Here is a 22277-nt window from a genome sequence, read left to right as displayed (position 1 = left end):
GAATGTCGCTGAGAGGTCACCCGATGCAGAGTCCAGGCCACTTCGGGTCCGATCCGGTGGTGTGCGAGGAGTACGGCTACGGCCTCGGCAGCCCCGGTGGGATCCTGGTGCTGGTCTACCGTGGCGCCGGCCGCGTCACCTTCGGCGAGACCCGCGACGACTTCCTGCACCAGCTGTACTGGTCCCCGGACGGCGTGCTGTCCACGGTCGGCGGGTTCGCCGGCGGGCGGGAGGCGTTCTGGGCGCGGCGCGCGGTGACCCACGAGGTGGTGGCGGCGGGCGGCCGCACGGTGTACCGGGTGTTCCTGCGCGAGGTGCCGCCCGCGCTCGGCGGCGCGCGGTCCGGCGCGGTGTCGGTGTCCCCGGACGCGGCGCGGGCGATGGTGTCGATCGGGCGCGGCGGCGTCGGCGAGGCGGAGGCGCTGGCCGCCCGGTCGCGGATCATGGCCGGGCTGGCGGCGTCGACCCGGGAGTTCGTCGACCACCACGCGGTCGGCGCCGGCTTCGCGATGACGATCGCGCGGGCGGTGACCCGCGACCCGGGCGACGCGGTGGGCCTGGCGGAGTGGGCGACGCGCCTGCACACGAGTGTGAAGACGGTGCAGCGCGACTTCGAGCGGGAGTTCGGGATGCCGTACTCGCGGTGGCGCACCCTGGCCCGGCTGCGCGCGGCACGGGCGCTGCTGGAGTTCCACCCGGTGCACCAGGTGGCGCACCGGGTCGGCTACGCGAGTCCGTCGTCGTTCGTGGCGGCGTTCGCCAAGGAGTTCGGTGACACGCCGGGACGGCTGCGCGGAGGGTTGCGTGGTGCCAGGATGGGGTACTGAGGGAACCGGACATTTCGTCTACGAAGGGAAGCCCCCATGGCGCTCGACCCCAAACGCCGCTTCCGCCTGCTGGCGGTGATCGGCGCGCTGGCCGCGCTGCCGCTCCTCGCGGCCTGCAACGACAGCGAGGAGGACGACGACGATGACGACGACGACGGCATGCGCGCCCGTCCCGCCATCGTGATGATGGTGTCCCAGTAGTCGTACCGGCTTCGTGCCGGCGCCCGCGCGGCGCCGGCACGGTCATTCCTCGGGCAGGTACAGGCAGAACGGGTGTCCGGCCGGGTCGAGGCAGACCCGCACGTGTTCCTGCGGCTGGAACTCCGCGAGCCGGGCCCCCGCGGCGACCGCGTAGTCGGTCGCGGCGTCGAGGTCGGTGACCGCGATGTCCAGGTGCGCCTGGATCAGCTGCGATCCCGGCTCGCCCGGCCACACCGGCGGCACGAAGTGCGGCTCGGTCTGGAACGACAGCCGCGCGCCCGCGGGCGAGCGCAGCGTCACCCAGTGCTCTCCGTCGTCGAGCGGCGTCCAGCCGAGCAGCCGCCGGTAGAAGTCCGCCAGCTCCCGTGCGTTCGGCGCGTCCAGCACCGTCGCGGTGAGCGTCATCCTCGGGCGGTCGTCCATGTTCCGTCCCCTTCCTGTCGTTCCTCGTGACGGTCGTCGAGTTCGTCCTTCTTGCGGTCCAGGAACGCCATGACCGGGCTCGCGGACAGCCCGTGCACGACGATCGAGCCGACCACGACCAGCGCCACGATCCGCCACACCGCGCCCGCCTCGAGGAAGTCCCCGTGCTCGACGGCGTAGGCGACGTAGAACACCGAGCCGACGCCGCGCACCCCGAAGAACGAGACCACCACCCGCTCCCGCGTCGCGGCGCGCCCGCCGAGCAGGGCGAGCAGGCCGGCGACCGGTCGCACCACGAGCAGCGCCACCAGGGCCACCAGCACCTCCTCCCAGGTCAGTCCGGCCAGCAGGCCGCGGGTGACCGCCCCGCCGAGCAGGAAGATCACCAGCACGGTCAGCAGTCGTTCCAACTGCTCGACGTAGGTGTGCAGCACGCGGTGGTAGCCGTGCGATCGCTCGGCGGCTCGGATCGTGCACGCGCACACGAACACCGCGACGAAGCCGTAGCCGTGCACCAGCTCCGCCACCCCGTAGGTGAGGAACGTGGCGGCGAGCGCGACGAACCCCTCGGCGTGTTCGGCCAGCCGCAGCTTGTCCGACTCGGCCCGGAAGAACAGCTTGCGCAGCCCCCATCCGGCGACCAGGCCGACCAGCAGACCGCCGCCCACGCGCCACAGCACGTCCACGGCGAGCCAGTGCGCCAGCCACCCGCCCGGCGCGAGACCGGCCCCACTGATCGCGATGGCGGCGTAGGTGAACGGGAACGCCAGGCCGTCGTTGAGCCCCGCCTCGGAGGTCAGCGCGAACCGGGGTTCGTCCTCGGTCTCCTCCTCGGCGCCCTGGGCGGGCTCGCCGACCTGCACCTCGCTGGCGAGCACCGGGTCGGTCGGCGCCAGCGCGGCGGCGAGCAGCACCGCGCCGGCCACGCCGAAGCCCAGCACGCTCCAGCCGAGCAGGCCGAGGCCGACCATCGTGATCGGCATGGTGACGCCGAGCAGCCGCCAGGTCGTCGACCAGGCGTGCCGGCCGACCCGGCGGTCCAGCGCGAGACCGGCGCCCATCAGCGAGACGATCACGCACAGCTCGGTGAGGCGCAGGGTGATGTTGGCGTGCTCCATCGGCAGCGGGTCGGGCAGCGGTTCGATCAGGGCGAACGCCACCGCGCCGACCGCGAGGAAGATCATCGGCATCGAGACCGGGATCCGGCCGAGCAGCCGGGGGAGCAGGGCGGCGGCCAGAGTCGCGAGCCCCGCGGCCGCGTACACGACCGAACCAGGATCAGTCACGAGCTCCCTCCCGCCCCGCCGGTGCCGGCAGTGATGTACCCGGCCGGAATCGCGCGAAACGGTGGTTTCCCGGCACCCGCGTCGGGTACGTGGATCGGACGGAACCGACTCGGGAAGGACGACGATGACTGTCGCGGAGATGGTGCGGACCTACCCGGCCGACCTCGGCGGAGTGGACCGGAACGCGCTGGTGCGCTGCATCGAGGAGTGCCAGGCGTGCGCCCAGGCGTGCACGGCCTGCGCCGACGCCTGCCTGAGCGAGTCGGACGAGGAACTGCCCGGCCTGCGCAAGTGCGTGCGCACCGACCTGGACTGCGCCGACGTCTGCGCCACCACCGAGCGGGTGCTGTCCCGGCACACCGGCTACGACGCCAACATCACCCGCGCCGTGCTGGAGGCCTGCGCCACGGTCTGCGCGTCCTGCGCCGACGAGTGCGAGCGGCACGCCAACCACCACGACCACTGCCGCGTCTGCGCCGAGGCGTGCCGCCGCTGCGAGCAGGCCTGCCGAGCCCTGATCGACTCCCTGTAGAAGGAGACCCCCGTGACCACCACGTCGACCGCGCTGACCAGGCCCCAGAGCCGCAAGATGATCGCCGGCGTCTGCGCCGGCCTCGCCGCTCGCTACGGCTGGCGAACCGGCCGGGTGCGGCTGGTGTTCGTGCTGTCCTGCCTGCTCCCCGGCCCGCAGTTCGTCGCCTACATCGTCCTGTGGGCCCTCATGCCCAGGAGCCCCTGACCGGCGTTCACCGGGCCGCGGCGGTGCGCAGGGTGAGGATGCGGACGACGCGCTCGCCGGTGTGCGCGTCGCGGCCGTGCCAGCAGCGGTAGTTGTCCAGCACCAGGACGTCGCCCTCGGCCAGTGCGAACCGGGGGAGCGTCGCCTCCAGCGCGAGCGTGGCCTCGGTGAACCGGGCGAGCATCGCGGTGATCCGGTCGGCGGCGGGGTCGCGGTGCAGCGGCACGGCGCCCTCGCCTCGGCGCACGATCCGCCGGCCGGTGCGGGTGTACTCGACGTGCCTGGCCACCCGCGGGATCGCCGGCAGGCCGCGCAGGCCGGTCCAGGCGCCGTAGAGGTCCACGTCGTCGCCGGTGAGGAACGCTACCAGCTCCGGGTCGGCGTCCTCGACGAACCGGTACGCGTCGGCGACGAACGACTCCCCGCCACTCGCCGGTCCGCGAACGCACTGCACGAGCACGGCGTCCTCGTCCGGATCGCGCCGCCGCACCGGCACCCCGCCGACGTCCACGACCTGGTCGAAGCTGTCCGCGTGCAGGTGCACCGCGCCGCCGTCCCGGGAGGCGCGTTCCCGGACCGGGAACAGCTCCCGCAGGTCGGCGCCGTGCACGGTCGCGGCGGCGAGCACCAACCCGTCGGCGGTCACCGGCAGGCCGGTGAGCACGACCGCGCCGTCCTCGGCGAGCGCGTGCCGGGCCTTGTCGGCGGCGTCGTCGGCGGCGGCGTCCACGCGGGCGGGGACGACTCCGGTCATGCGGCGAACCTCCTCGTACTGGGAACGAGCGCGGCGGCGGCCGGGGCGAGGAAGCACACGGCCGCGCACGCGCCGAGCACCGCGGTCACCCCGAACGCGTCGATGGCCGGGGCGATCAGCGCGAGCCCGACGGGCGCGAGCCCGTAGGAGAGCAGGAAGTCCAGAGAGGACACCCTGGCCAGCTTGTCCGGTGCGACCTCCCGCTGGGTGGCGGTGAACCACGGCACGTTGAACAGCTCGATGCCAAGCCCCGCGACCACGTAGGCGGCCACGACCACCACCCAGTGCACCGGCAGCAGCAGCGCCAGCGGCGCGAACCCGTAGCAGGCGAGCGCCGCGAGCGCGGCCCAGCCCTGCGCGCGCGGCCGCCAGCGCGCGACCACCACCGCGCCGATCAGCGCGCCCGCGGTGTAGGCGGTCAACGCCGCGGCGAGCACGAACTCGGTGTCGTACCGGTCGCGGCTGACCAGCGGCAGCGCGACGCCGGTCGCCGAGTAGCCGGTGGCGATCACCGCGGTGAGCGCGCCGAGCCCGGCCAGGAACCACGGGTGCCGCCGCGCCTCCCGCACCCCGTCGGCGAACTCCCGGGTGAACGGCACCCGCGCGACCGGCGCCGCCGGAGCCGCCGCGCCCGCCGGCGGGACCAGCGCCGCGACCAGCCACACCAGCCCGGTGCCGACCAGCAGCGCGCCCGGGTCGAGCACGGTGGCCAGCAGGGCGGTCAGCCCCGGCGCGGTCAGCGTGGTGACCCGCACGGCCAGCGCCATCGCCGCGTTCGCCTGCTGGCGCCGGTCGGGGTCGACCACTTCGGCGGTGAGTGCCTGGAACGCGGGCCGGCACGCGCCCTGCCCCGCGCCGACCACCGCCGCGGCCAGCGCCATCAGCAGCACCGACCGGCCGAGCCCGAACGCGATCACCGGCGACGCGAGCGCCGCGGCGAGCCCCGCCCACAGCACCACGGCCCGGCGCGAGTGCCGGTCGGCCAGCACCCCGCCGACCGGGACCGCGAGCAGGAAACCCACCGTTCGGGTGGCCAGCACGATGCCCAGCCCGCCCGCGGTCAACCCCCGGTCGAGCACCGCGAGCCCGAGCACGAACGGCAGTGCCCAGGTGGCGAGCCCCGAGGCGGTGGTGCCGGTCCACAGCCGCAGGAAGCCCGCCTCCAGCAGGATCGATCGGGGCGCTGTGGCCGTGGCGGTCACCGTGACTCCTTCCGCTGTCCAGCCGGGACCCTAGCCGCACTCTTGCCTCAGTCTGGCAAATGCAAGTTAGATGCGAAAGAGAACCGACCATGGTTAGTGAAACTGATTATCACTACAATGTGGCCGCTCGTCTGATCGGACCCCGCCTTGGAGGTTGTGATGGCACAGCGAGTCCTGGTCCGCGCCGCCGGGCTCGCGGCCTGCCTGGCCGTCCTCGCCACCGGCTGTGCCGACCCGTACGCGGCTCCCGACCGTTCCGGCGAGGGCGTCACCGTCACCTCCTGCGGCCGGGAGCTGTCCTTCCCGGCCACGCCGGAGCGCGCGGTCACCCTCGACCAGACGGCCACCGAAACCCTCCTCGAGCTGGGTCTCGCCGAGCGGATGGCCGGCACCTCGAACCTGAAGGTCCCGATCGCCCCCGAGTACGCCGCCGACTACGACACCGTGCCGGTGCTGAGTGAGAAGCTGCTCACCGCCGAGCAGTTGCGCGCCGCGGCCCCCGACGTCGTGCTGGCCTCGTTCGCCGCGCAGTACACGCCCGACCGGGTCGGCACCCGCGAGGAACTGGCCGAACTCGGCCTGCCCACGTTCGTCAGCGCGGTGGACTGCCCCCGGCACCACGAGAACCGGACCGCGTTCGACCGGCTGTTCGCCGACTACGAGACGATCGGCCGGATCTTCGGCGTCGAGGACCGCGCCGCCACACTGGTCGACGAGCAGCGCGCCGCCGTCACCCGCGCCGAGCGGGCCGGCGAGAACTCCGCCGGCGAGCCGACGGTGCTCTGGCTGTACTCGACGTTCAACGGCATCCCCTACGTGGCCGGCGGCACCGGGCTCCCGGCCGAGCTGAGCCGGATCGTCGGCGCGCGCAACGCCTTCGACGACGTCGACGAGGACTGGCCGGAGGTGTCCTGGGAGCGGATCGCCGAGCGCGACCCGGACGTCATCGTGGTCGGCGACCTGTCCGAGCGCGGCGCGCCGGGCGACAGCGCCGAGGAGAAGATCGCCATGATGAAGGAGCACCCGGTGGTCTCCCAGCTGCGCGCCGTCCGGGAGAACCGGATCATCGAGGTCCCCGGCATCGCCATGGACCCGTCGGTGCGCTCGGTGGACGCGCTCGGCCTGGTCGTCGACGGCCTGCGTGACCTCGGGCATGTCCGCTAGCCGCACGCGGGAGCCCGTGCTGCCCGCCCTGCTCCGCCCGGACGCGCCCGCCCTCCCGGCCGACGAGCCGGCACCTCCGCCAAGGCGAGTCCCGCCGGTGCCGCTGTTCGCGGCCGGGCTGGTGGCACTGGTCGGCTCGGTCGCCGGCGGCGTGCTGGTCGGCAGCGGCGACATCGGCCTCGCCGAGCTGGGCCGGGTGCTCGGCGGGCACCTCGGGCTCCACGTCGACCCGCTGCCCCGGCTGCTCGACTCGCTGGTGTGGGACCTGCGGATCCCACGGGTGCTGATGGCCGCCGTCGTCGGCGCCGCGCTCGCGATCTGCGGGGCGGTGCTGCAGGCGGTCACCCGCAACGCGCTCGCCGAGCCCTACCTGCTCGGCATCTCGCACGGCGCGTCCACCGGCGCGGTGGTGGTCGTGGTGCTGGGCGTCGGCGGCGGCGCGCTCGGCGTGTCCGGCGGCGCGCTGGTCGGCGCGCTCGGGTCGTTCGCGCTGCTGCTCGCGCTGCTCGGCAGCCGCGGCCTGAGCTCGGTGCGGGTGCTGCTCACCGGGATCGTCGTCGGGCTGCTGTTCGAGGCGGTCACCTACCTGGTGCTGATGGCCTCCAGCGACGCGGACACCACCCGCGCGATCACCTACTGGCTGCTCGGCTCGATGGCACCGTCCCGCTGGGACACGCTCGTGGTGACGGCGGTCGTCGCCGCCGTGGGACTGCTGGTGCTGTGGCTGTACTCGACCGCGCTGGACGGGCTCGCGTTCGGTACCGACACCGCCGCAGCGCTCGGCATCAACGTGCGGGCGACCAGGATCGTGCTGCTCGTGGTCACCGCGGTGCTGACCTCGGTGGTGGTGGCCTCGGTCGGCGCGATCGCGTTCGTCGGCCTGATCGTGCCGCACGGCGTGCGGTTCCTCCTCGGCCCGGCGCACCGGACGCTGCTGCCGTTCAGCGCGCTGGCCGGCGCGGTCTTCCTGGTGTGGACCGACGCGCTGGCGCGGGTGGCGTTCGCCCCGCGCGAGGTGCCGGTCGGCGTGTTCACCGCGCTGGTCGGCGTGCCGCTGTTCCTGCTGGTGCTGCGCAGGCGGGGTGACCTGTGAGGATCGCGGCGGTGGGGCTGGCCTGGGCGGCGGGCGGCCGGACGATCATCACCGGCGTCGACCTGGACGTCGCGCCGGGGGAGACCGTCGGCCTGATCGGCCCCAACGGCTCCGGCAAGTCCTCGCTGCTGCGCTGCCTGGCCGGCCTGCGCGCACCGTCCGCCGGCACGGTCCGCCACGGCGACGAGGACATCGCCGGCTGGAGCGCGCGGCGGATCGCGCGGCGGCTCGCGTTCGTCGAGCAGACCGCCGACAGCGACACCGACCTGCGGGTGGCCGACGTGGTCGCGCTCGGCCGCACGCCGTTCCGGGACCGCTGGCGGGGCGTGGACCGCACCGACCGCGCGATCGTCGACGCCGCGCTCGACCGGCTCGACCTCACCGAGCTACGGCACCGGCGGTGGGCCACGCTGTCCGGCGGGGAGCGGCAGCGCGCGCACATCGCCCGCGCGCTCGCGCAGCGGCCGCACGCGATCCTGCTGGACGAACCGACCAACCACCTCGACGTGCGCCACCAGCTGGAGCTGATGGCGCTGCTCACCGGCACCGACCAGACCGTCCTGGTCGCGCTGCACGACCTCGCGCTGGCCGCCCGCTTCTGCGACCGGCTGGTGCTGCTGCACCGAGGCGCGCTGGTCGCCGACGGCACCGCCGACGAGGTGCTCACCTCTGCGCGGCTGCGGGAGGTGTACGAGATCGACGCCGAGGTCGGCCGGGACGCGCTCGGCCACCCGGCCATCGCCTACCGCGGCGTCACCTGACTTGTGCGGCCATTCGCCGTAACCGGCCCCCACTTTCGTTGACCCTGAGCGAAAGTGCTCCTACTGTCCGTGACATGCGGTTGATACCCTCCCTGCTCGCCGCTGCCACCGGACTCGTCCTCACCACCGTTCTCGCCCCGACCGAAGCCCAGGCCCAACCCGACCTCCCGCCCCAGGAACCGGGCGTGACGTTGCGGGTCTTCGACGTCCAGGTCGGCCTCGAGGAACTGTGCGTGCTCAAGCCGGGGCAGACGCCCAACGTCGACAAGCTGATGCCGACCATCGACTGGAGCACGACCGACCAGTTCGAGATCGCCGACAACTTCGTCTCCGAGGTCACCGGCAACCTCGACGTCGAGAACGCCGGCACCTACGAGTTCCGGCTCACCAGCGACGACGGCTCCCGGCTGCGCATCGACGGGTCCGTCGTGGTCGACCACGACGGCCTGCACGCGCCGACCCCGGCCACCGGCTCGGTCGAGCTCACCGCCGGCTACCACGCCCTGCGCATCGACCACTTCGACGCCCAGTACGACAACGTGCTCCGGCTCGAGTGGCGCCCGCCCGGCGCCGCGGACTTCACGCTGGTGCCGAACTCAGCACTGAGCACCGACGCCGACGTGGTGCGGGTGACCGCGCCCGGCCGCAAGGAGTGCGAGGCCAGCGGCGACACCCCGGGCGACGGCATGCCGCTCACCGCCGTGCACCCCGACCACACGCTGACGAACCTGCGCCCCGAGGGCTTCGAACCGCAGGTCAGCGGCATGGACTGGTTGCCGGACGGGCGGCTCGCGATCACCACCTGGGGCGGCTCGGAGAACGAGCTCGGCGAGGTGTACCTGCTGAGCGGCGTCACCGGCGCGACCGACCCGTCCCAAGTGGACTACCAGCGGATCGCCAGCGGGCTCACCGAGCCGATGGGGATCAAGCACGTCGACGGCAAGCTGTACGTGTCCGAGAAGACCGGGCTGACCGAGCTGAACGACACCGACGGCGACGGCGTCACCGACGAGTACCGGACGATCGCGACCTGGCCGTACGGCGGGAACTTCCACGAGTTCGCGTTCGGCCTGCTGTACCGGGACGGGTACTTCTACCTCAACCTGTCCGTCGCCATCGACCTCGGCGGCGCCACCACCGACCCCCAACCCGCGCCCAACCGAGGCACGACGGTGAAGGTGCACAAGGACACCGGCGAGGTGTCCTATGTGGCCGGTGGGTTGCGGACCCCGCACGGCATCGGCTGGGGACCCGACGGCGAGGTCTTCGTCACCGACAACCAGGGCGGCTGGCTGCCGTCGTCGAAGCTGGTGCACATCAAGCAGGACAGGTTCTTCAACCACTACACGAACCCGGCCGGCCCGTTCGACTCCCGACCGGTCACCCAACCCGTACTCTGGTTGCCGCAGAACGAGATCGCGAACTCGCCCAGCAACCCGGTCCAGCTGACCACGGGCCCGTTCGCCGGCCAACTGGTGTTCGGCGACGTCACCTACGGCGGACTGCAACGCGCGTACCTGGAGAAGATCGGCGGCGAGTACCAGGGCGCCGTGTTCCGGATGACCCAAGGCCTCGAAGCCGGCGTCAGCCGCATCAGCATCGGCCCCGACGGCGCGATCTACACCGGCGGCATCGGCGCCGGCGGCAACTGGGGCCAACCCGGCAAACTCGACCACGGCCTGCAGAAACTCGCGGCGACCGGAAGCGACGCCTTCGACATCCTGGCCATGCGCGCGGTCGAGGGCGGCTTCGAGCTGGAGTACACCCAGCCGCTGTCCGCCGAGACCGCCGCCGACCTGGTGACGAAGTACGAGGTGTCGCAGTGGCGCTACGAGCCGACCGAGGACTACGGCGGCCCGAAGATCGACCAGCAGACGCTGACCCCGTCCTCGGCGACCCTGTCCGCGGACGGTCGGACGGTCGTGCTGCGCGTCCCCGGCCTGCTGCCCGGCCGCGTGGTGCACGTCCGCTCACCGCGCCCCTTCGCGGCCGAGTCCGGCGAGCAACTGTGGAGCACCGAGGCCTGGTACACGCTCAACCGCCTGGCCGGCGGAGGCGGCGCCGCCACGTCGTACGAGGCGGAGCGGGCCGCGCTGAGTGGCGGCGCGGCCGTCAACACCAACCACCCCGGCTACTCGGGTACCGGTTTCGTCGACGGCTACTGGAACTCGGGCGCGGCGACCGAGTTCACCGTGGACGTTCCGTCGGCCGGCGCGTACAACCTGGACCTGCGGTACGCCAACGGCCCGGATCCCTTCACCGGCACCAAGTCCCTGACCGTCCACGTCAACGGCGAGCGAGTCCGCCAGACCCACCTACCCAGCACCGGCGCGTGGTCGACCTGGGCGGACCACACCGAGACCCTCACCCTCGCCGAGGGGGTGAACACCGTGACGTACGCCTACGGGGCGGGGGACACTGGCAACGTGAACCTGGACAAGCTGACGGTGAGCGAGGCGGAACGAATCGTCCTGTTCGACGGCTCCGACCTGGACGCGTGGGAGGCCCGCGCGGGCGGCCCCGCGACCTGGCCCGTCGCGGACGGCTCGATGGAGTCGCTGGGCGGTGACATCCGCACGAAGGAACGTTTCCAGGACTTCCGCCTGCACGTGGAGTGGTACGAGCCGCAGTACCCGCCGGACGTCACCGGCCAGGCACGCGGCAACAGCGGCGTGTTCCTCCAGGAGCGGTACGAGATCCAGGTCCTGGAGTCCCACGGCAACCCGCTGGCGCCCAACGAGGCCGGTGCCATCTACAACAAGAAGGCCCCGGACGTGAACGCCGCCGCCCCGATGGGCGAGTGGCAGACCTACGACATCACGTTCCGCGCCGCCCGCTTCGACGCCGCCGGCAACAAGATCGAGAACGCCCGCGTGACGGTGGTGTGGAACGGCATTCTGGTCCACGACAACGTCGAGATCGACGGCGGCACCGGCGACAGCGATCCCGAGACCCCCGAACCCGGCGCCATCCGCCTCCAGGACCACGGCGACCCCGGCGACAACCCCCGCTACCGCAACATCTGGATCGAGCCGATGTAGACACCTCAGCGCGGTGCGGCGCTGTCCAGGTGCGCCCGGTGGTACGAGTGCGCGTTCGTCGGGTGGGCGTGGATCGTCGCGCGGGTCAGGTGGGGGAGGGCGTGGGTGAGGCGGTGCTCGGCGGCGTGGGCGATGGTGTGCGCGGCCACGACGGACAGGGTCGGCGCCACCTCCACGTCGGCTTCGGCGGTGAGGGTGTGGCCGACCCAGCGTAGGCGCACCCAGCCCACGTCATGGACGCCCTCGGTGTCGCGCAGGGCCTGCTCGGCGTCCGCGACCAGCGCGGGGTCGACGGCGTCGAGCAGGCGGCCGAGGACCTCGCGCGCCGCGCCGACCAGGAGCGGCACGATCGCGACGGCGATCGCCAGGCCGACCAGCGGGTCCACCCACTGCCAGCCCAGCGCCGCCCCGCCCGCGGCGGCGACCACCGCGAGGCTGGTGAACCCGTCGACGCGAGCGTGCACGCCGTCGGCCACCAGGGCGGCCGAGCCGATGCGGCGGCCGACCACGATCCGGTACCTGGCCACCAGCTCGTTCCCCGCGAAGCCGACGACGCCGGCCGCCGCTACCCAGCCCGCGTGGGTGACCTCGCGCGGGTCCACCAGCCGTTCGACCGCCTGCCACCCGGTCAGTGCCGCGGATGCCGCGATGACCAGCACGACCACCAGCCCGGCCAGGTCCTCCGCGCGCCCGAGCCCGTAGGTGAACCGGCGCGTCGCCGCCCGCCGGCCGAGTAGGAACGCGACCGCCAGCGGCAGCGCGGTCAGCGCGTCGGCGACGTTGTGCAGCGTGTCGCCCAGCAGCGCGACCGACCCGGTGAACGCCACCAGCACGGCCTGGACCGCCGCGGTCGCCGCCAGCGCCGTGAACGAGATCCACAGCGCCCGCATCCCCTGCCGGCTCGATTCCAGCGAACGGTGACCGTGCCCGTGACCATGTCCGTGACCCACGGCGCAACCGTACGCACCCGCCCTGGCCTGCGACAACGCCGCAACAGCCAGTGGCTGGCACCCGCCACCGACTCGTGCTACGGTGATACCCCCATAGGGTATATGGAGGCGAGAATGTCGACAGAACACGCCAGCTGGGGCATGGCGGCCTCGGCCACCCTGCACTGCCTCACCGGCTGCGCCATCGGCGAGGTGCTCGGCATGGTCATCGGTACCGCGCTCGGCTGGGGGACGATCGCCACCGTCGTGCTCGCGGTCGCACTCGCGTTCCTGTTCGGCTACGCGCTCACCATGCGCGGCGTGCTGCGCGCGGGGGTCGGCTTCCGTCGCGCCGTCAAGGTCGCGCTCGCCGCCGACACCGTGTCCATCGCGGTCATGGAGATCGTGGACAACGCGATCATCGTCGGCATCCCGGGCGCGATGGACGCCGGGCTCGCGAGCTGGCTGTTCTGGGCCGCGCTGGCGTTCGCCCTCGCTGTCGCGTTCGTCGTGACGCTACCGGTGAACAAGTGGATGATCGGCCGCGGCACCGGGCACGCTGTCGTGCACGAGTACCACCACTAGCGGGACAGCAGGGGCGCCACTCGGTGCACGATGCCGGTCAGGTCGCCGGCCAGTTCGGACAGTCGGGTGTCGGTGAGACGCACGGTCGGGCCCTGTACCGCGACCGCGGCCACCACCTCGCCGCCCGGCGAGTGCACCGGCGCGGCGATGGCCCGCACTCCCGGGTTGCGCTCCTCGTCGTTGAGTGCCCAGCCGCGCTCGCGAATCAGCTCCAGCTCGGCGCGCAGCCGGTCGGGGTCGGTGATCGTGCGCTGGGTGGCGCTGGCCAGCTCGCCGAGCCGCTCGATCTGCTCGTCCAGGTCACCGGCGCTGGCGAGCAGGCACTTGCCCATGGCCGACGCGTGCAGCGGCACCCGGCTGCCCTGTTCCTGGTCGAACCGCAGCGGCTGGCGGGACGCGACCGCGAGCACCACGTGCACGTCGTTGCCCGCGCGGATGCCCAGGTTGACCGACTCCCCGGTGGCCGAGGCCAGCTCCTGGAGCAGCGGGAGCGTCTGGCGGTAGCCGAGTCGCTCCTCGGCCTTGCGGCCCAGCGCGACCAGGGCGGGGCCGAGCAGGTAGCGCTCCGAGTCGGGGTCCTGCAGCAGCAGGCCCTCCTCGGTGAGCGCGCGGGCCAGCCGGTGACAGGTGCTCATGGTGAGGCCGGTCTGCCGGGCGAGTTCGGTGACGCCGAGTCCGCTCTCGGCGTCCTCGACGCGGCGCAGCACGGCGAGCGCGCGCTCGACCGTCTGCGCACCTGAGCGGGGCCGTGTCACGCCTCGCATCCTCGCACAGTCGATCACAGCCGGCCGAAACGAACCCCGCCACTGAATTAGTTCACCCAGGAAATCCCAGGCTGCGGACTTTTCCGTCCGGTTCCGTTAATGACGCGGACATTTCTGTCCATCCCTTGTTCGGGTGATGATCATGCCGTAGCGTCAGGGGTCGCCCCCGACTTTTCGCAATCGGAAGGTAATCCCCGATGCTATCCATGATTGCCGCTGCCGGCATGGCCTTGTCCATCGTTGTCACCCCCGCGGCCGCGCAGGACGACCGCCCGACCGAGCGGGTCACCGTCGACGTGGTCACGGTCAACGGCTCCGGCTGCCCCTCGGGCACCGCCGCCGTCGCCACCGCGACCGACAACACCGCGTTCACCGTCACCTACAGCGACTACATCGCCCAGGTAGGCCAGGGTGCGAACCCGACCGACCTGCGCAAGAACTGCCAACTCTCACTCCGTGTGCACATCCCGTCCGGGTTCACCTACGCGATCGCGCAGGCCGACTACCGCGGTTTCGCCCACCTGGCACGCGGTGCGGAGGCCAAGCAGCAGGCGAGCTACTACATCCAGGGCACCTCGCCGACCAGGCGGTCCAGTCACCCGATCGCCGGCCCGTACAGCGACAACTGGCAGTTCACCGACCGGACCGAGATGGCCGAGCTGGTCTACGCGCCGTGCGGCGAGGAGCGGAACCTGAACATCAACACCGAGCTGCGGGTCAACGCCGGTTCGTCGGGCGGTGCCAGCAGCTTCGTGACCATGGACTCCACGGACGGTTCGGCCAGCACGGAATACCACTTCAGCTGGAAGCGCTGCTGACTCACCCGAACGTGCCGCCGCGACCGGTCTTTGTCGAAGAAAAGGCCGGCCGCTGCGCGCGCTGAAACAAATCCTCCTTTCGATTCTCTCTCACAAATGTCGGGGGTCTTCAGCCTGCTCCAAAAGCCCTGGAGGTAAATACCATGCTCGCCACGCTCACCGCCGCGGTCGTCGCCATCGCCACGGTCGTCGCGCCCGCCGGGGCCAGATCCGGCCCCCACTTCACCGACCCGCCGGACGACAAGATCGTCATCGACATCGTGACCGTGAACGGCTCCGGCTGCCCGTCCGGTACCGCCGCCGTCGCCGTATCGAGTGACAACACGAAGTTCACCGTGACCTACAGCGACTACATCGCGCTGGTCGGGGTGGGGGCCGGACCGCTGGACTTCCGCAAGAACTGCCAGCTCAACATGATCGTGCACGTGCCGCAGGGCTTCACCTACGCGATCGCCCAGGCGGACTACCGCGGGTACGCGAACGTCGCCGAGGGCGCGAGCTTCACCGAGAAGGCGAACTACTACTTCCAGGGTATGTCGCAGACGACCCCGAGGTCCCACCGCTTCGAGGGCCCGATGGACGACAACTGGCAGGCCACCGACCAGGTCGAGGTCGACCAGCTCGTCTACAAACCGTGCGGCGAGGAACGCAACTTCAACATCAACACCGAACTCCGGGTGAACGCCGGCACCTCGGACACCACCGAGACGACCAGCTTCGTCACCATGGACTCCACCGACGTCGACATGAAGACCGAGTACCACTTCAGCTGGAAGCCCTGCCCGTAACGGGCCCGATCGGCAGCGCCCCGCGCAGCGTGACCCGCCGCGCGGGGCGCTCACCCGAGCAGTGGGCCGAGTTCCCGCACGACGGTGGTCAGCGGGGTGACGCTGCGCTGGATCCTGGCCGTCATGATCGCGCCCTCCAGGGTGCTGATCATCAGCGTGGCGAGGCGGCGGGCCCGGTGACGCGGGAGGTCCATCCGCACCAGTTGGTCGGTGACGGCGCGGTGCCAGCGGGCCAGGGCCGCGCGTACCTGGTCGTTGACCGGGGAGTCGCCGCCAGCCAGGTCCGCCGAGCCGGCCATCACCGGGCAGCCGCGTTCGAAGCCGCGGGTGGTGAACTCGTCTCGCCACTGGCGCACCAGGTGGGCGAACAGGCCGGCGGGGGTGGGGCGGCGGGTGGTGGCCGGGTACTCGGCTGCCCAGCCTGCGGCGAAGTCGCCGGACCAGATCAGGGCCTCGCCGACCAGTTGGTCCTTTCCGCCGGGGAAGTAGTGCTGGAACGAACCGCGTGGGGCGTTCGCGTGGGCCACCACGTCGCGGACGCCGGTCGCGGCCACTCCCCGTGAGCGAACCAGCTGCGCCGCGCTGTAGACCATGCGGTCTCTTGGTCCGCGTTCTGACATGTGTCATAGTATGACAGACGTCATAACGTGGAGGTGCATGTGGGTACGGGGTTCATCGGCTTGGGGCTCATGGGGGAGCCGATGGCGCGCAACCTAGTGCGTGCCGGGGTACCGCTCGTGGTGTGGAACCGGACGCCCGGCGCGTCGGTCGGCGCGGAGGTGGCCGGCTCGCCGGAGGAGGTGTTCGAGCGGTGCGACGTCGTGGTGCTCATGCTCGCCGACGGGGCGGCGATCGACGAGGTGCTGGGGCGGGGGACGACGCGGTTCCGGATGGTCGCCGGGCGCACGGTGGTCCACATGGGAACGACGTCGGCCGACTGTTCCAGGGAGCTGGAGGCTGACGTGCTCGCCGCCGGCGGGCGTTACGCGGAGGCGCCGGTCTCCGGGTCGCGCAAGCCCGCCGAGGACGCCGAGCTGGTCGCGATGCTCGCCGGCGCGTCCGACACGACCGAGGCGGTCCGGCCGCTGTTGGCGCCGATGTGTCGCCAGGTCGTCGACTGCGGCGCGGTGCCGAACGGCATGGCGATGAAGCTGGCGGTGAACCTGTACCTGATCACCATGGTCACCGGGCTGGCCGAGTCGTTCCACTTCGCCGAGCGGCACGGGCTCGACCTGGAGACCTTCCTCGGCATCCTCGACGCGGGGCCGATGGCGAGCAGCGTGTCCCGGGTCAAGTCGGACAAGCTCGTCGCCCGCGACTTCACCCCGCAGGCCGCGATCTCGAACGTGCGCTACAACAACGAGCTGATCGCCGCCTCGGCCAGGGCAGCCGGGGTCGCGTCACCGCTCCTCGACGTCTGCCACCGCCTCTTCGCCGAGACCGAGGCCCTCGGCCACGGCGCCCTCGACATGGCCGCCGTCATCCGCGCCGTCGAGCACCGGACGCGGGCACACCAGGTCGAACTCCCCACGGGCCCAGGACAGCACGAAGTCGCCGACCGGGGACCGGGGCAGTAGTTCGGCCAGGTCGGGTCGAGCCATCCGTTGGGTACGGGTGAGGGCGAGGGTCGAGAACAGCTCCACGTTCGGCAGCCAAAGAAGTGACCCCATCTCGGTCCCGGTCTCCAGGTACGGCAGGAAGACCAGGATCAGGTGTTCGAGTTGCCGTTGCCACCAGTTGCTGGCGTCGCTGAGGTCCTGGTTCTGGTAGAACCAGGACGACACCTGGTCCCACCACCGACCGTCGGTGATCCATGGACGCGGCGCGGCGATCAGGGCGGCACAGAGCCGGTCGTCATCGATCGGCGGGTCCAGGTGGAGCAGTTTGTGGACGACGGACGTGGGCGGGTTGCCGGGGAACATGCCGCCGAGGTAGAGCGGTTCCGCTCCGAACCGCTTGACGATGCTCGCCGGTTCCGCCTCGACCGCCAGACTTCCCCACCAGGTGTGCTCCTGCCAGTCGGACAGCGTCGTCCCGTGCCGGTCCCGCAGGTCGTGGTGAAGCTCGGGCCAGGTGCGCGCCAGGTGCAGGGCGACGAAGCCCGCCAGCTCACGGCCGTCCTCGATCTCACCACCCAACACCGTGCGCATGGTCGCGCGCACCGCCGACCGGTTGCCCGGCGAGGCATGGAGCATCAACACGCGCAGCGCCTCGTCGCGGTCGAGGAACTCGCGGGCGACTAGACCGTCGTAGCCGTAGCGGTCCACGAGGTCGACGTCGAGGGTGTCGCGCAGGGCGGCGGTCGTCACCTCCCGGATGACGTCGTGTCCGGGGTGGACGTAGCCCAGCGTGCGCGCCGCGAACGCCAGGTTCCGGGCGGGGTCCGCCAGCACGAGGCGGATCAACTCGTCGGCGCCACCGTCGATGTTGCGGTCCAGCAGCTGGATCGCGATCTGGGCGACGACCTCCCACTCACCGGCCAGCACCCTCGGCCGCAGGGCCGACCACAACCGCTCGGGGCTCGGGTTCGTTCGGACCAGGTGCTCGGCGGCGAAGTACTCCATGAACGTCCGATGCGTGAACCCGTACCGGGGCTCGGTCTCGGTCGCGCCGACGTCGGACAGGATCCATGCCCGTCCGGTGCAGAACTCGACGAACCGCTCCGCGCTGGCGATCGCCTCGTCCTCGTCGAAGCTCTTGGCCACCAGGTGCTCGACCAGTAGCGCCACGATCCGGTGCCTCGGCAGCGCCTTGCCGGACTCCTCGGCGCTGAACAGCCGCCACGCCAGGTGCTGCACCGCCCCGCGCAGCCGGCCGACGAACTGGGGCGCCTCGGCGATCCCGCGCATCACGTCCCAGCGGTCGAACAGCATCACCGCGCACCGCTCGTAGATCTGCGCCAGGTTCGCCGGGATGTAGTGCTCGCTCGAGTACATCGCGCACAGCAGGGCGAGCAGCAGCGGGTTCGACCGCAGCTCGGTGATGCCCGCGCTCTCCCGCAGGAACGACTCGGCCGTGCGCGCCCGGTCCGCCTCCGGGGTCGCGGCGTCCAGCGCGAACCACCGCTGCGCGTACCGCCGGACCTGCGCCTCGCTCAGCCCGGCGATCACGCCCACGGTGAAGTTCCGGTGGTCCAGCGGCGCTTCCGCGTACCCGATCCGACGCGCGGTCACCAGCACCGGCACCAGCGGGAACCGGCTGACGAAACCGTCCACCAGCTCCGCGAACTTCCGGCGCAGCTCCGGCTCGACCAACTCGTCGAGGCCGTCGAGCAGCACCACCGCCCGGCCGTTGCGCAGCAGGTACTCCACGGCCATCGACGGCGGCCGGAGGTTGTACGGGTCGGCGCAGACCAGCTCCAGGTAGTGCGCCAGCTCCTTCCCCCCGGTCCGGAACGAGCCGGTGAAGTTGCGCAGCACCAGCAGGAACGGCACCCGCCCCTCCGCCCCAGGCACCAGGTCCGCTGCCACGTCGTGCGCCAGCTTCGCGGCCAGCGTCGACTTCCCGGCGCCCGGGTCGCCGAGTACCACGGCCCGGTGCGCGGGCAGGGCCAGCCGCTCCAGATCGGGTGCCTCCCGGCCCTCCTGCTCGGGGCGCAGTACGGGCTCCACGTAGAGACGCCGGTAGGGGACCGAGCGGCTCACGCCAAGGTGCGGCAGGCGCATGTGCCCGTGCACGGCCACCACCTGCGCACGCAGTTGCTCGGCGAACTCGTGGACGGCGGCCAGGTCGCCCAGGTCACGCAGCAGGCGCGAGTTGACGGCCGCCGCCGCGGTCAGGTGGGTCGCGGACGCGAGGATGCCGGCCGTGGTGATGCGCTGCGCGGGCGGGATGTTCACGGCCGTCAGCGCGTCGAAGACCACATCCGTGGCGGTGACGAGCAGTTCGGGCGGGACGCCGGCGTGCCGCAGACCGTGCCGGAGCTCGTGGCGGATGTTGACCCGCAGCTCCTCCCACGGCTCGTCGGCCAGCGTCGTGCCGAGTACGAACTGGAGTGCGATCTCCTCGAAGTCCGGCGAGGTCAGGTAGGTGTGCAGGCGGTGCGCGCCCGCTTCGCCCAGTTCGGTGCGCAGGTCGTCCGCGACCCGGCTCGGTACGAGCGTCCGGGACGTCTCGCGCAGCTGCCGCTGGTGCTGGCGCTTGCGCACCTTGACGAAGACCTTCTGGCCCGCCTGCGCGAGCACCCGCGCGACGGTGGGTTCGACTCCGGACACGGGCCACAGCCAACCACGACCCACTAGCACGAGCACATTCCGATAACAACCAACTACCGTAGGTTGCGCGCTCAACCGCTGAACCGGTCGGATGGCGAACCATGTCCGGTCACACGCATGTCCTGGCCGCCGAGGGTGGGGCGCTGTCCAGCATCGAGGACGCGATCAACTCGGTCTTCGACCCGATCTCGGACTTCGTGTCCAATCTCGTGTTCGCCGAGGTCACGGTCTTCGGGGTGACGTTCCCGTGGATCGTCGCCTGGCTGATCATCGCGGCCTCGGTGTTCACCGTCTACTTCGGGTTCATCCAGCTGCGCGGGTTCGCGATGGCCCTGCGAATCGTCCGCGGGCGCTACACCCGCAACGACGAACCGGGCGAGATCAGCCACTTCCAGGCGCTCTCCTCGGCGCTCTCCGGCACCGTGGGACTGGGCAACATCGCCGGGGTCGGCGTCGCGATGACGATCGGTGGGCCAGGGGCGACCTTCTGGATGATCCTGGCCGGCCTGCTCGGCATGTGCACCAAGTTCGTCGAGTGCACGCTCGGGGTGAGGTACCGCGATCACCACCCGGACGGCACCGTCTCCGGCGGCCCGATGCAGTACCTGCGCAAGGGCGTCGCCGAGCGGTTCGGCAACGGGTTCGGGGTCGGGCTGGGCAAGGTGCTCGCCGGGCTGGCCGCCGCGATGATCCTGTTCTTCGGTATCGCCGGCGGCAACATGTTCCAGGCCAACCAGACCTTCGCCCAGCTCAAGGACGTCACCGGCGGGTCGGACGGGTGGCTCGGCAGCGACGGCGCCGCGCTGATCTTCGGGCTGGTGCTGGCCGCGCTGGTCGGCGCCGTGGTGATCGGCGGGATCAAGTCGATCGGCTCGGTGACCAGCAAGCTGGTTCCGGCCATGGGCATCATCTACGTCAGCGCGTGCCTGCTCGTGATCGGTGTGAACGTCACCGAGGTGCCGGCCGCGTTCGGGGACATCTTCTCCGGGGCGTTCACCGGCGAGGGCGTCCTCGGCGGCGCGATCGGGGCGCTGATCGTCGGGTTCCAGCGGGCCGCGTTCTCCAACGAGGCGGGCATCGGCTCCGCGCCGATCGCGCACTCCGCGGTGCGCACGAAGAACCCGGTCACCGAGGGCTACGTCGCGCTGCTCGAGCCGTTCGTCGACACCGTCATCGTCTGCACGATGACCGCGCTGACCATCGTCATCGCCAAGCCGCAGTTCTGGCTCGACGCCAGGGCCACGGTCGCCGCGGGCGGCGACGAGCCGGACGGCGTCACGGTCACCTCGGAGGCGTTCGCCACCGCGCTGCCCTGGTTCCCGTACGTGCTCGCCGTCGCGGTCGCGCTGTTCGCCATCTCCACGATCATCACCTGGGGCTACTACGGGCAGAAGGCGTGGACGTACCTGTTCGGCCGCAGCCAGACCAGCGTCCGGGTGTACTACGTGGTGTTCTGCGCCTTCGTCGTGATCGGGTCCGTGCTCACCCTGGGCAGCGTGCTCAACTTCGCCGACGCCGTGCTGTTCGCGCTGGCGCTGTTCAACATCATCGGCCTCTACCTGCTGATGCCGATGGTCAAGCGGGAACTCGACTCCTTCCGAGGCAAGGTGCGCAGCGGGGAGCTCGTCCAGGTCAAGTAGCGGTTTACAGCGTTGGCACAACGTTGTAAAAGTAGAGGGTGGCCACGCTCAAGGACGTAGCGGTGCTCGCCGGGGTCTCGGTGAAGACCGTGTCCAACGTGGTCAACGGCTACGACTTCGTGAAGCCGGAGAACCGGCGCCGGGTCGAGGACGCGCTGCACGCCACCGGGTACCGGCCCAACGTCGGTGCCCGCAACCTGCGCCGCGGCCGCACCGGGTTCATCGCGCTCGTCGTGCCGGAGCTCTGCATCCCCTACTTCGGCGAGCTGGCCGGCGGGGTCATCGCCGCCGCGCAGCGGCACGACTGGAGCGTGCTCATCGAGCAGACCCAGGGCGACCGCGACCGGGAGCGGGCCACGCTGGCCTCCCTCGGCCCGCACCTGGTCGACGGCGCGCTGGTCAGCCCGCAGGCGGTGGAGGCGAGCGACCTCACCGGCGTCGGGGTGCCGGTGGTCCTGCTCGGCGAGCACCCGCTGGCGCTCCCGCTCGACCACGTCGGCATCGACAACGTCCGCGCCGCGCACGCCGCCGTGCGGCACCTGCTCGACCTCGGGCGGCGCCGCGTCGCGGTGATCGGGCAGCACCCGACCCGAGGCACCGCGGCGCAGCGGCTCGCCGGGTACCGCCGGGCCATCGAGGAGGCCGGGCTGCGGTACGAGCCGGCGCTGGTCGCGGAGACCCTGCGGTACCACCTCGCCGACGGCGCCGCCGCGATGCGCGGGCTGCTGGACCGGCGGCCCGACGCGGTGTTCTGCTTCAACGACATGCTCGCCCAGGGCGCCATCCGCGCGATCGTCGACGCGGGACTCCGGGTGCCCCGCGACGTCGCGGTCGTCGGGTTCGACAACGCCGAGCACAGCGCGTTCACCGTGCCCTCGCTGACCACCGTCGCACCCGACAAGGCCGCGCTCGCCGAGGCCGCCGTCGACCTCGTGCACCGCCGCGCCACCGACCCGGACTTCCCACCCGAGGACGTCCCGATCCCGTTCACCCTGGAGATCCGCGAGAGCACCGCCCACAACTGAATACCGCACCAGGAACCCCTGCA

The 22277-nt window shown here is 71.8% G+C and carries 21 protein-coding genes and 1 pseudogene; 14 read left to right on the top strand and 8 right to left on the bottom strand.

Annotated elements, in window-relative coordinates; all coding sequences use genetic code 11:
• Positions 1–23: 23 nt before the first annotated feature.
• Both JT362_RS14890 and JT362_RS14885 read left to right on the top strand, forming a co-directional pair.
• On the top strand, positions 24–827 hold the full coding sequence (locus tag JT362_RS14890; protein WP_260191789.1) for a helix-turn-helix domain-containing protein: 804 nt from the start codon (positions 24–26) through the stop codon (positions 825–827).
• Positions 828–863: 36 nt separating this feature from the next.
• Positions 864–1028 (top strand): hypothetical protein, encoded by a 165-nt coding sequence (locus tag JT362_RS14885; protein WP_260191788.1) that lies wholly within the window; start codon positions 864–866, stop codon positions 1026–1028.
• Between the two features lie 42 nt (positions 1029–1070).
• Here JT362_RS14885 and JT362_RS14880 read toward each other — a convergent pair whose 3' ends face one another.
• Together JT362_RS14880 and JT362_RS14875 are read right to left on the bottom strand one after the other, a co-directional pair.
• Positions 1071–1433, bottom strand: coding sequence for a VOC family protein (locus JT362_RS14880; protein ID WP_260192051.1), 363 nt, complete (start codon positions 1431–1433; stop codon positions 1071–1073).
• Entirely contained in the window at positions 1430–2737 is a 1308-nt protein-coding gene (locus JT362_RS14875; RefSeq protein ID WP_260191787.1) for a cation:proton antiporter, read from the bottom strand. The genes JT362_RS14880 and JT362_RS14875 overlap by 4 nt, the downstream gene beginning before the upstream one ends.
• Positions 2738–2861: 124 nt before the next feature.
• Between JT362_RS14875 and JT362_RS14870 the strand changes: the two genes are divergently transcribed.
• Positions 2862–3269 (top strand): four-helix bundle copper-binding protein, encoded by a 408-nt coding sequence (locus JT362_RS14870; protein WP_260191786.1) that lies wholly within the window; start codon positions 2862–2864, stop codon positions 3267–3269.
• Positions 3270–3281: 12 nt separating this feature from the next.
• Positions 3282–3476 carry a PspC domain-containing protein gene (locus JT362_RS14865; protein WP_260191785.1) on the top strand — a complete coding sequence of 65 codons (195 nt, stop codon included), beginning with the start codon at positions 3282–3284 and terminating at the stop codon, positions 3474–3476.
• A gap of 7 nt (positions 3477–3483) precedes the next feature.
• Here JT362_RS14865 and JT362_RS14860 read toward each other — a convergent pair whose 3' ends face one another.
• Positions 3484–4230: a TauD/TfdA family dioxygenase gene (locus JT362_RS14860; RefSeq protein ID WP_260191784.1), complete on the bottom strand. Its 747-nt coding sequence runs from the start codon at positions 4228–4230 to the stop codon at positions 3484–3486.
• Positions 4227–5432, bottom strand: a complete 1206-nt coding sequence (locus JT362_RS14855; RefSeq protein ID WP_260191783.1) for an MFS transporter — start codon at positions 5430–5432, stop codon at positions 4227–4229. Before JT362_RS14855 ends, JT362_RS14860 begins: the two co-directional genes overlap by 4 nt.
• Positions 5433–5591: 159 nt before the next feature.
• On the opposite strand from JT362_RS14855, the gene JT362_RS14850 reads away from it, so the two are divergent.
• From JT362_RS14850 to JT362_RS14835, 4 genes are all read left to right on the top strand, one after another.
• Complete coding sequence (locus JT362_RS14850) at positions 5592–6596, top strand: ABC transporter substrate-binding protein (RefSeq protein WP_260191782.1); 1005 nt, start codon at positions 5592–5594, stop codon at positions 6594–6596.
• A complete protein-coding gene (locus JT362_RS14845; RefSeq protein ID WP_260191781.1) occupies positions 6586–7689 on the top strand; it encodes a FecCD family ABC transporter permease in 1104 nt (367 codons plus the stop codon). Before JT362_RS14850 ends, JT362_RS14845 begins: the two co-directional genes overlap by 11 nt.
• Positions 7686–8450, top strand: coding sequence for an ABC transporter ATP-binding protein (locus tag JT362_RS14840; protein ID WP_260191780.1), 765 nt, complete (start codon positions 7686–7688; stop codon positions 8448–8450). Before JT362_RS14845 ends, JT362_RS14840 begins: the two co-directional genes overlap by 4 nt.
• Before the next feature lie 74 nt (positions 8451–8524).
• Positions 8525–11491 (top strand): 3-keto-alpha-glucoside-1,2-lyase-like domain-containing protein, encoded by a 2967-nt coding sequence (locus JT362_RS14835; protein WP_260191779.1) that lies wholly within the window; start codon positions 8525–8527, stop codon positions 11489–11491.
• Positions 11492–11496: 5 nt separating this feature from the next.
• Here JT362_RS14835 and JT362_RS14830 read toward each other — a convergent pair whose 3' ends face one another.
• A complete protein-coding gene (locus JT362_RS14830; RefSeq protein WP_375546498.1) occupies positions 11497–12381 on the bottom strand; it encodes a cation diffusion facilitator family transporter in 885 nt (294 codons plus the stop codon).
• A 174-nt stretch (positions 12382–12555) separates the two neighbouring features.
• On the opposite strand from JT362_RS14830, the gene JT362_RS14825 reads away from it, so the two are divergent.
• On the top strand, positions 12556–13005 hold the full coding sequence (locus JT362_RS14825; protein WP_260191778.1) for a DUF4396 domain-containing protein: 450 nt from the start codon (positions 12556–12558) through the stop codon (positions 13003–13005).
• On the opposite strand, the gene JT362_RS14820 is transcribed toward JT362_RS14825, so the two are convergent.
• Complete coding sequence (locus tag JT362_RS14820) at positions 13002–13760, bottom strand: IclR family transcriptional regulator (protein ID WP_260191777.1); 759 nt, start codon at positions 13758–13760, stop codon at positions 13002–13004. The genes JT362_RS14825 and JT362_RS14820 overlap by 4 nt on opposite strands.
• Before the next feature lie 206 nt (positions 13761–13966).
• Here JT362_RS14820 and JT362_RS14815 point away from each other — a divergent pair, with 206 nt between their 5' ends.
• Both JT362_RS14815 and JT362_RS14810 read left to right on the top strand, forming a co-directional pair.
• Positions 13967–14587: a DUF4360 domain-containing protein gene (locus JT362_RS14815; protein WP_260191776.1), complete on the top strand. Its 621-nt coding sequence runs from the start codon at positions 13967–13969 to the stop codon at positions 14585–14587.
• Between the two features lie 143 nt (positions 14588–14730).
• Positions 14731–15375, top strand: coding sequence for a DUF4360 domain-containing protein (locus tag JT362_RS14810; protein ID WP_260191775.1), 645 nt, complete (start codon positions 14731–14733; stop codon positions 15373–15375).
• A gap of 50 nt (positions 15376–15425) precedes the next feature.
• On the opposite strand, the gene JT362_RS14805 is transcribed toward JT362_RS14810, so the two are convergent.
• The gene (locus JT362_RS14805; RefSeq protein ID WP_260191774.1) at positions 15426–15968 is read right to left on the bottom strand and encodes a TetR/AcrR family transcriptional regulator; all 543 of its coding nucleotides are present in this window, start codon (positions 15966–15968) and stop codon (positions 15426–15428) included.
• A 54-nt stretch (positions 15969–16022) separates the two neighbouring features.
• Here JT362_RS14805 and JT362_RS14800 point away from each other — a divergent pair, with 54 nt between their 5' ends.
• The gene (locus tag JT362_RS14800) at positions 16023–16952 is read left to right on the top strand and encodes an NAD(P)-dependent oxidoreductase (protein WP_311202709.1); all 930 of its coding nucleotides are present in this window, start codon (positions 16023–16025) and stop codon (positions 16950–16952) included.
• Positions 16953–17924: 972 nt separating this feature from the next.
• Here JT362_RS14800 and JT362_RS35795 read toward each other — a convergent pair.
• A pseudogene (locus JT362_RS35795) lies at positions 17925–19040 on the bottom strand (NACHT domain-containing protein); the annotation flags it as partial.
• A gap of 650 nt (positions 19041–19690) precedes the next feature.
• Between JT362_RS35795 and JT362_RS14790 the strand changes: the two are divergent.
• On the top strand, positions 19691–21229 hold the full coding sequence (locus JT362_RS14790; RefSeq protein WP_260191772.1) for an alanine/glycine:cation symporter family protein: 1539 nt from the start codon (positions 19691–19693) through the stop codon (positions 21227–21229).
• Positions 21230–21267: 38 nt separating this feature from the next.
• Positions 21268–22254 carry a LacI family DNA-binding transcriptional regulator gene (locus JT362_RS14785; RefSeq protein ID WP_260191771.1) on the top strand — a complete coding sequence of 329 codons (987 nt, stop codon included), beginning with the start codon at positions 21268–21270 and terminating at the stop codon, positions 22252–22254.
• The last annotated feature ends 23 nt before the right edge of the window (positions 22255–22277 follow it).

This window comes from Actinophytocola gossypii, from assembly GCF_025165815.1.
In the GTDB taxonomy this organism is placed as follows: Bacteria; Actinomycetota; Actinomycetes; order Mycobacteriales; family Pseudonocardiaceae; genus Actinophytocola; species Actinophytocola gossypii.
This window is presented reverse-complemented; position numbering and strand designations above follow the sequence as displayed.

What these genes read in the sequence shown, in the direction of transcription:
- JT362_RS14890 (WP_260191789.1), top strand. Translation starts at nt 24, where the DNA reads ATGCAGAGTCCAGGCCACTTCGGGTCCGATCCGGTGGTGTGCGAGGAG.
- JT362_RS14885 (WP_260191788.1), top strand. Translation starts at nt 864, where the DNA reads ATGGCGCTCGACCCCAAACGCCGCTTCCGCCTGCTGGCGGTGATCGGC.
- JT362_RS14880 (WP_260192051.1), bottom strand. Translation starts at nt 1,433, where the DNA reads ATGACGCTCACCGCGACGGTGCTGGACGCGCCGAACGCACGGGAGCTG.
- JT362_RS14870 (WP_260191786.1), top strand. Translation starts at nt 2,862, where the DNA reads ATGACTGTCGCGGAGATGGTGCGGACCTACCCGGCCGACCTCGGCGGA.
- JT362_RS14860 (WP_260191784.1), bottom strand. Translation starts at nt 4,230, where the DNA reads ATGACCGGAGTCGTCCCCGCCCGCGTGGACGCCGCCGCCGACGACGCC.
- JT362_RS14850 (WP_260191782.1), top strand. Translation starts at nt 5,592, where the DNA reads ATGGCACAGCGAGTCCTGGTCCGCGCCGCCGGGCTCGCGGCCTGCCTG.
- JT362_RS14845 (WP_260191781.1), top strand. Translation starts at nt 6,586, where the DNA reads ATGTCCGCTAGCCGCACGCGGGAGCCCGTGCTGCCCGCCCTGCTCCGC.
- JT362_RS14835 (WP_260191779.1), top strand. Translation starts at nt 8,525, where the DNA reads ATGCGGTTGATACCCTCCCTGCTCGCCGCTGCCACCGGACTCGTCCTC.
- JT362_RS14830 (WP_375546498.1), bottom strand. Translation starts at nt 12,381, where the DNA reads ATGCGGGCGCTGTGGATCTCGTTCACGGCGCTGGCGGCGACCGCGGCG.
- JT362_RS14825 (WP_260191778.1), top strand. Translation starts at nt 12,556, where the DNA reads ATGTCGACAGAACACGCCAGCTGGGGCATGGCGGCCTCGGCCACCCTG.
- JT362_RS14815 (WP_260191776.1), top strand. Translation starts at nt 13,967, where the DNA reads ATGCTATCCATGATTGCCGCTGCCGGCATGGCCTTGTCCATCGTTGTC.
- JT362_RS14810 (WP_260191775.1), top strand. Translation starts at nt 14,731, where the DNA reads ATGCTCGCCACGCTCACCGCCGCGGTCGTCGCCATCGCCACGGTCGTC.
- JT362_RS14805 (WP_260191774.1), bottom strand. Translation starts at nt 15,968, where the DNA reads ATGGTCTACAGCGCGGCGCAGCTGGTTCGCTCACGGGGAGTGGCCGCG.
- JT362_RS14790 (WP_260191772.1), top strand. Translation starts at nt 19,691, where the DNA reads ATGTCCGGTCACACGCATGTCCTGGCCGCCGAGGGTGGGGCGCTGTCC.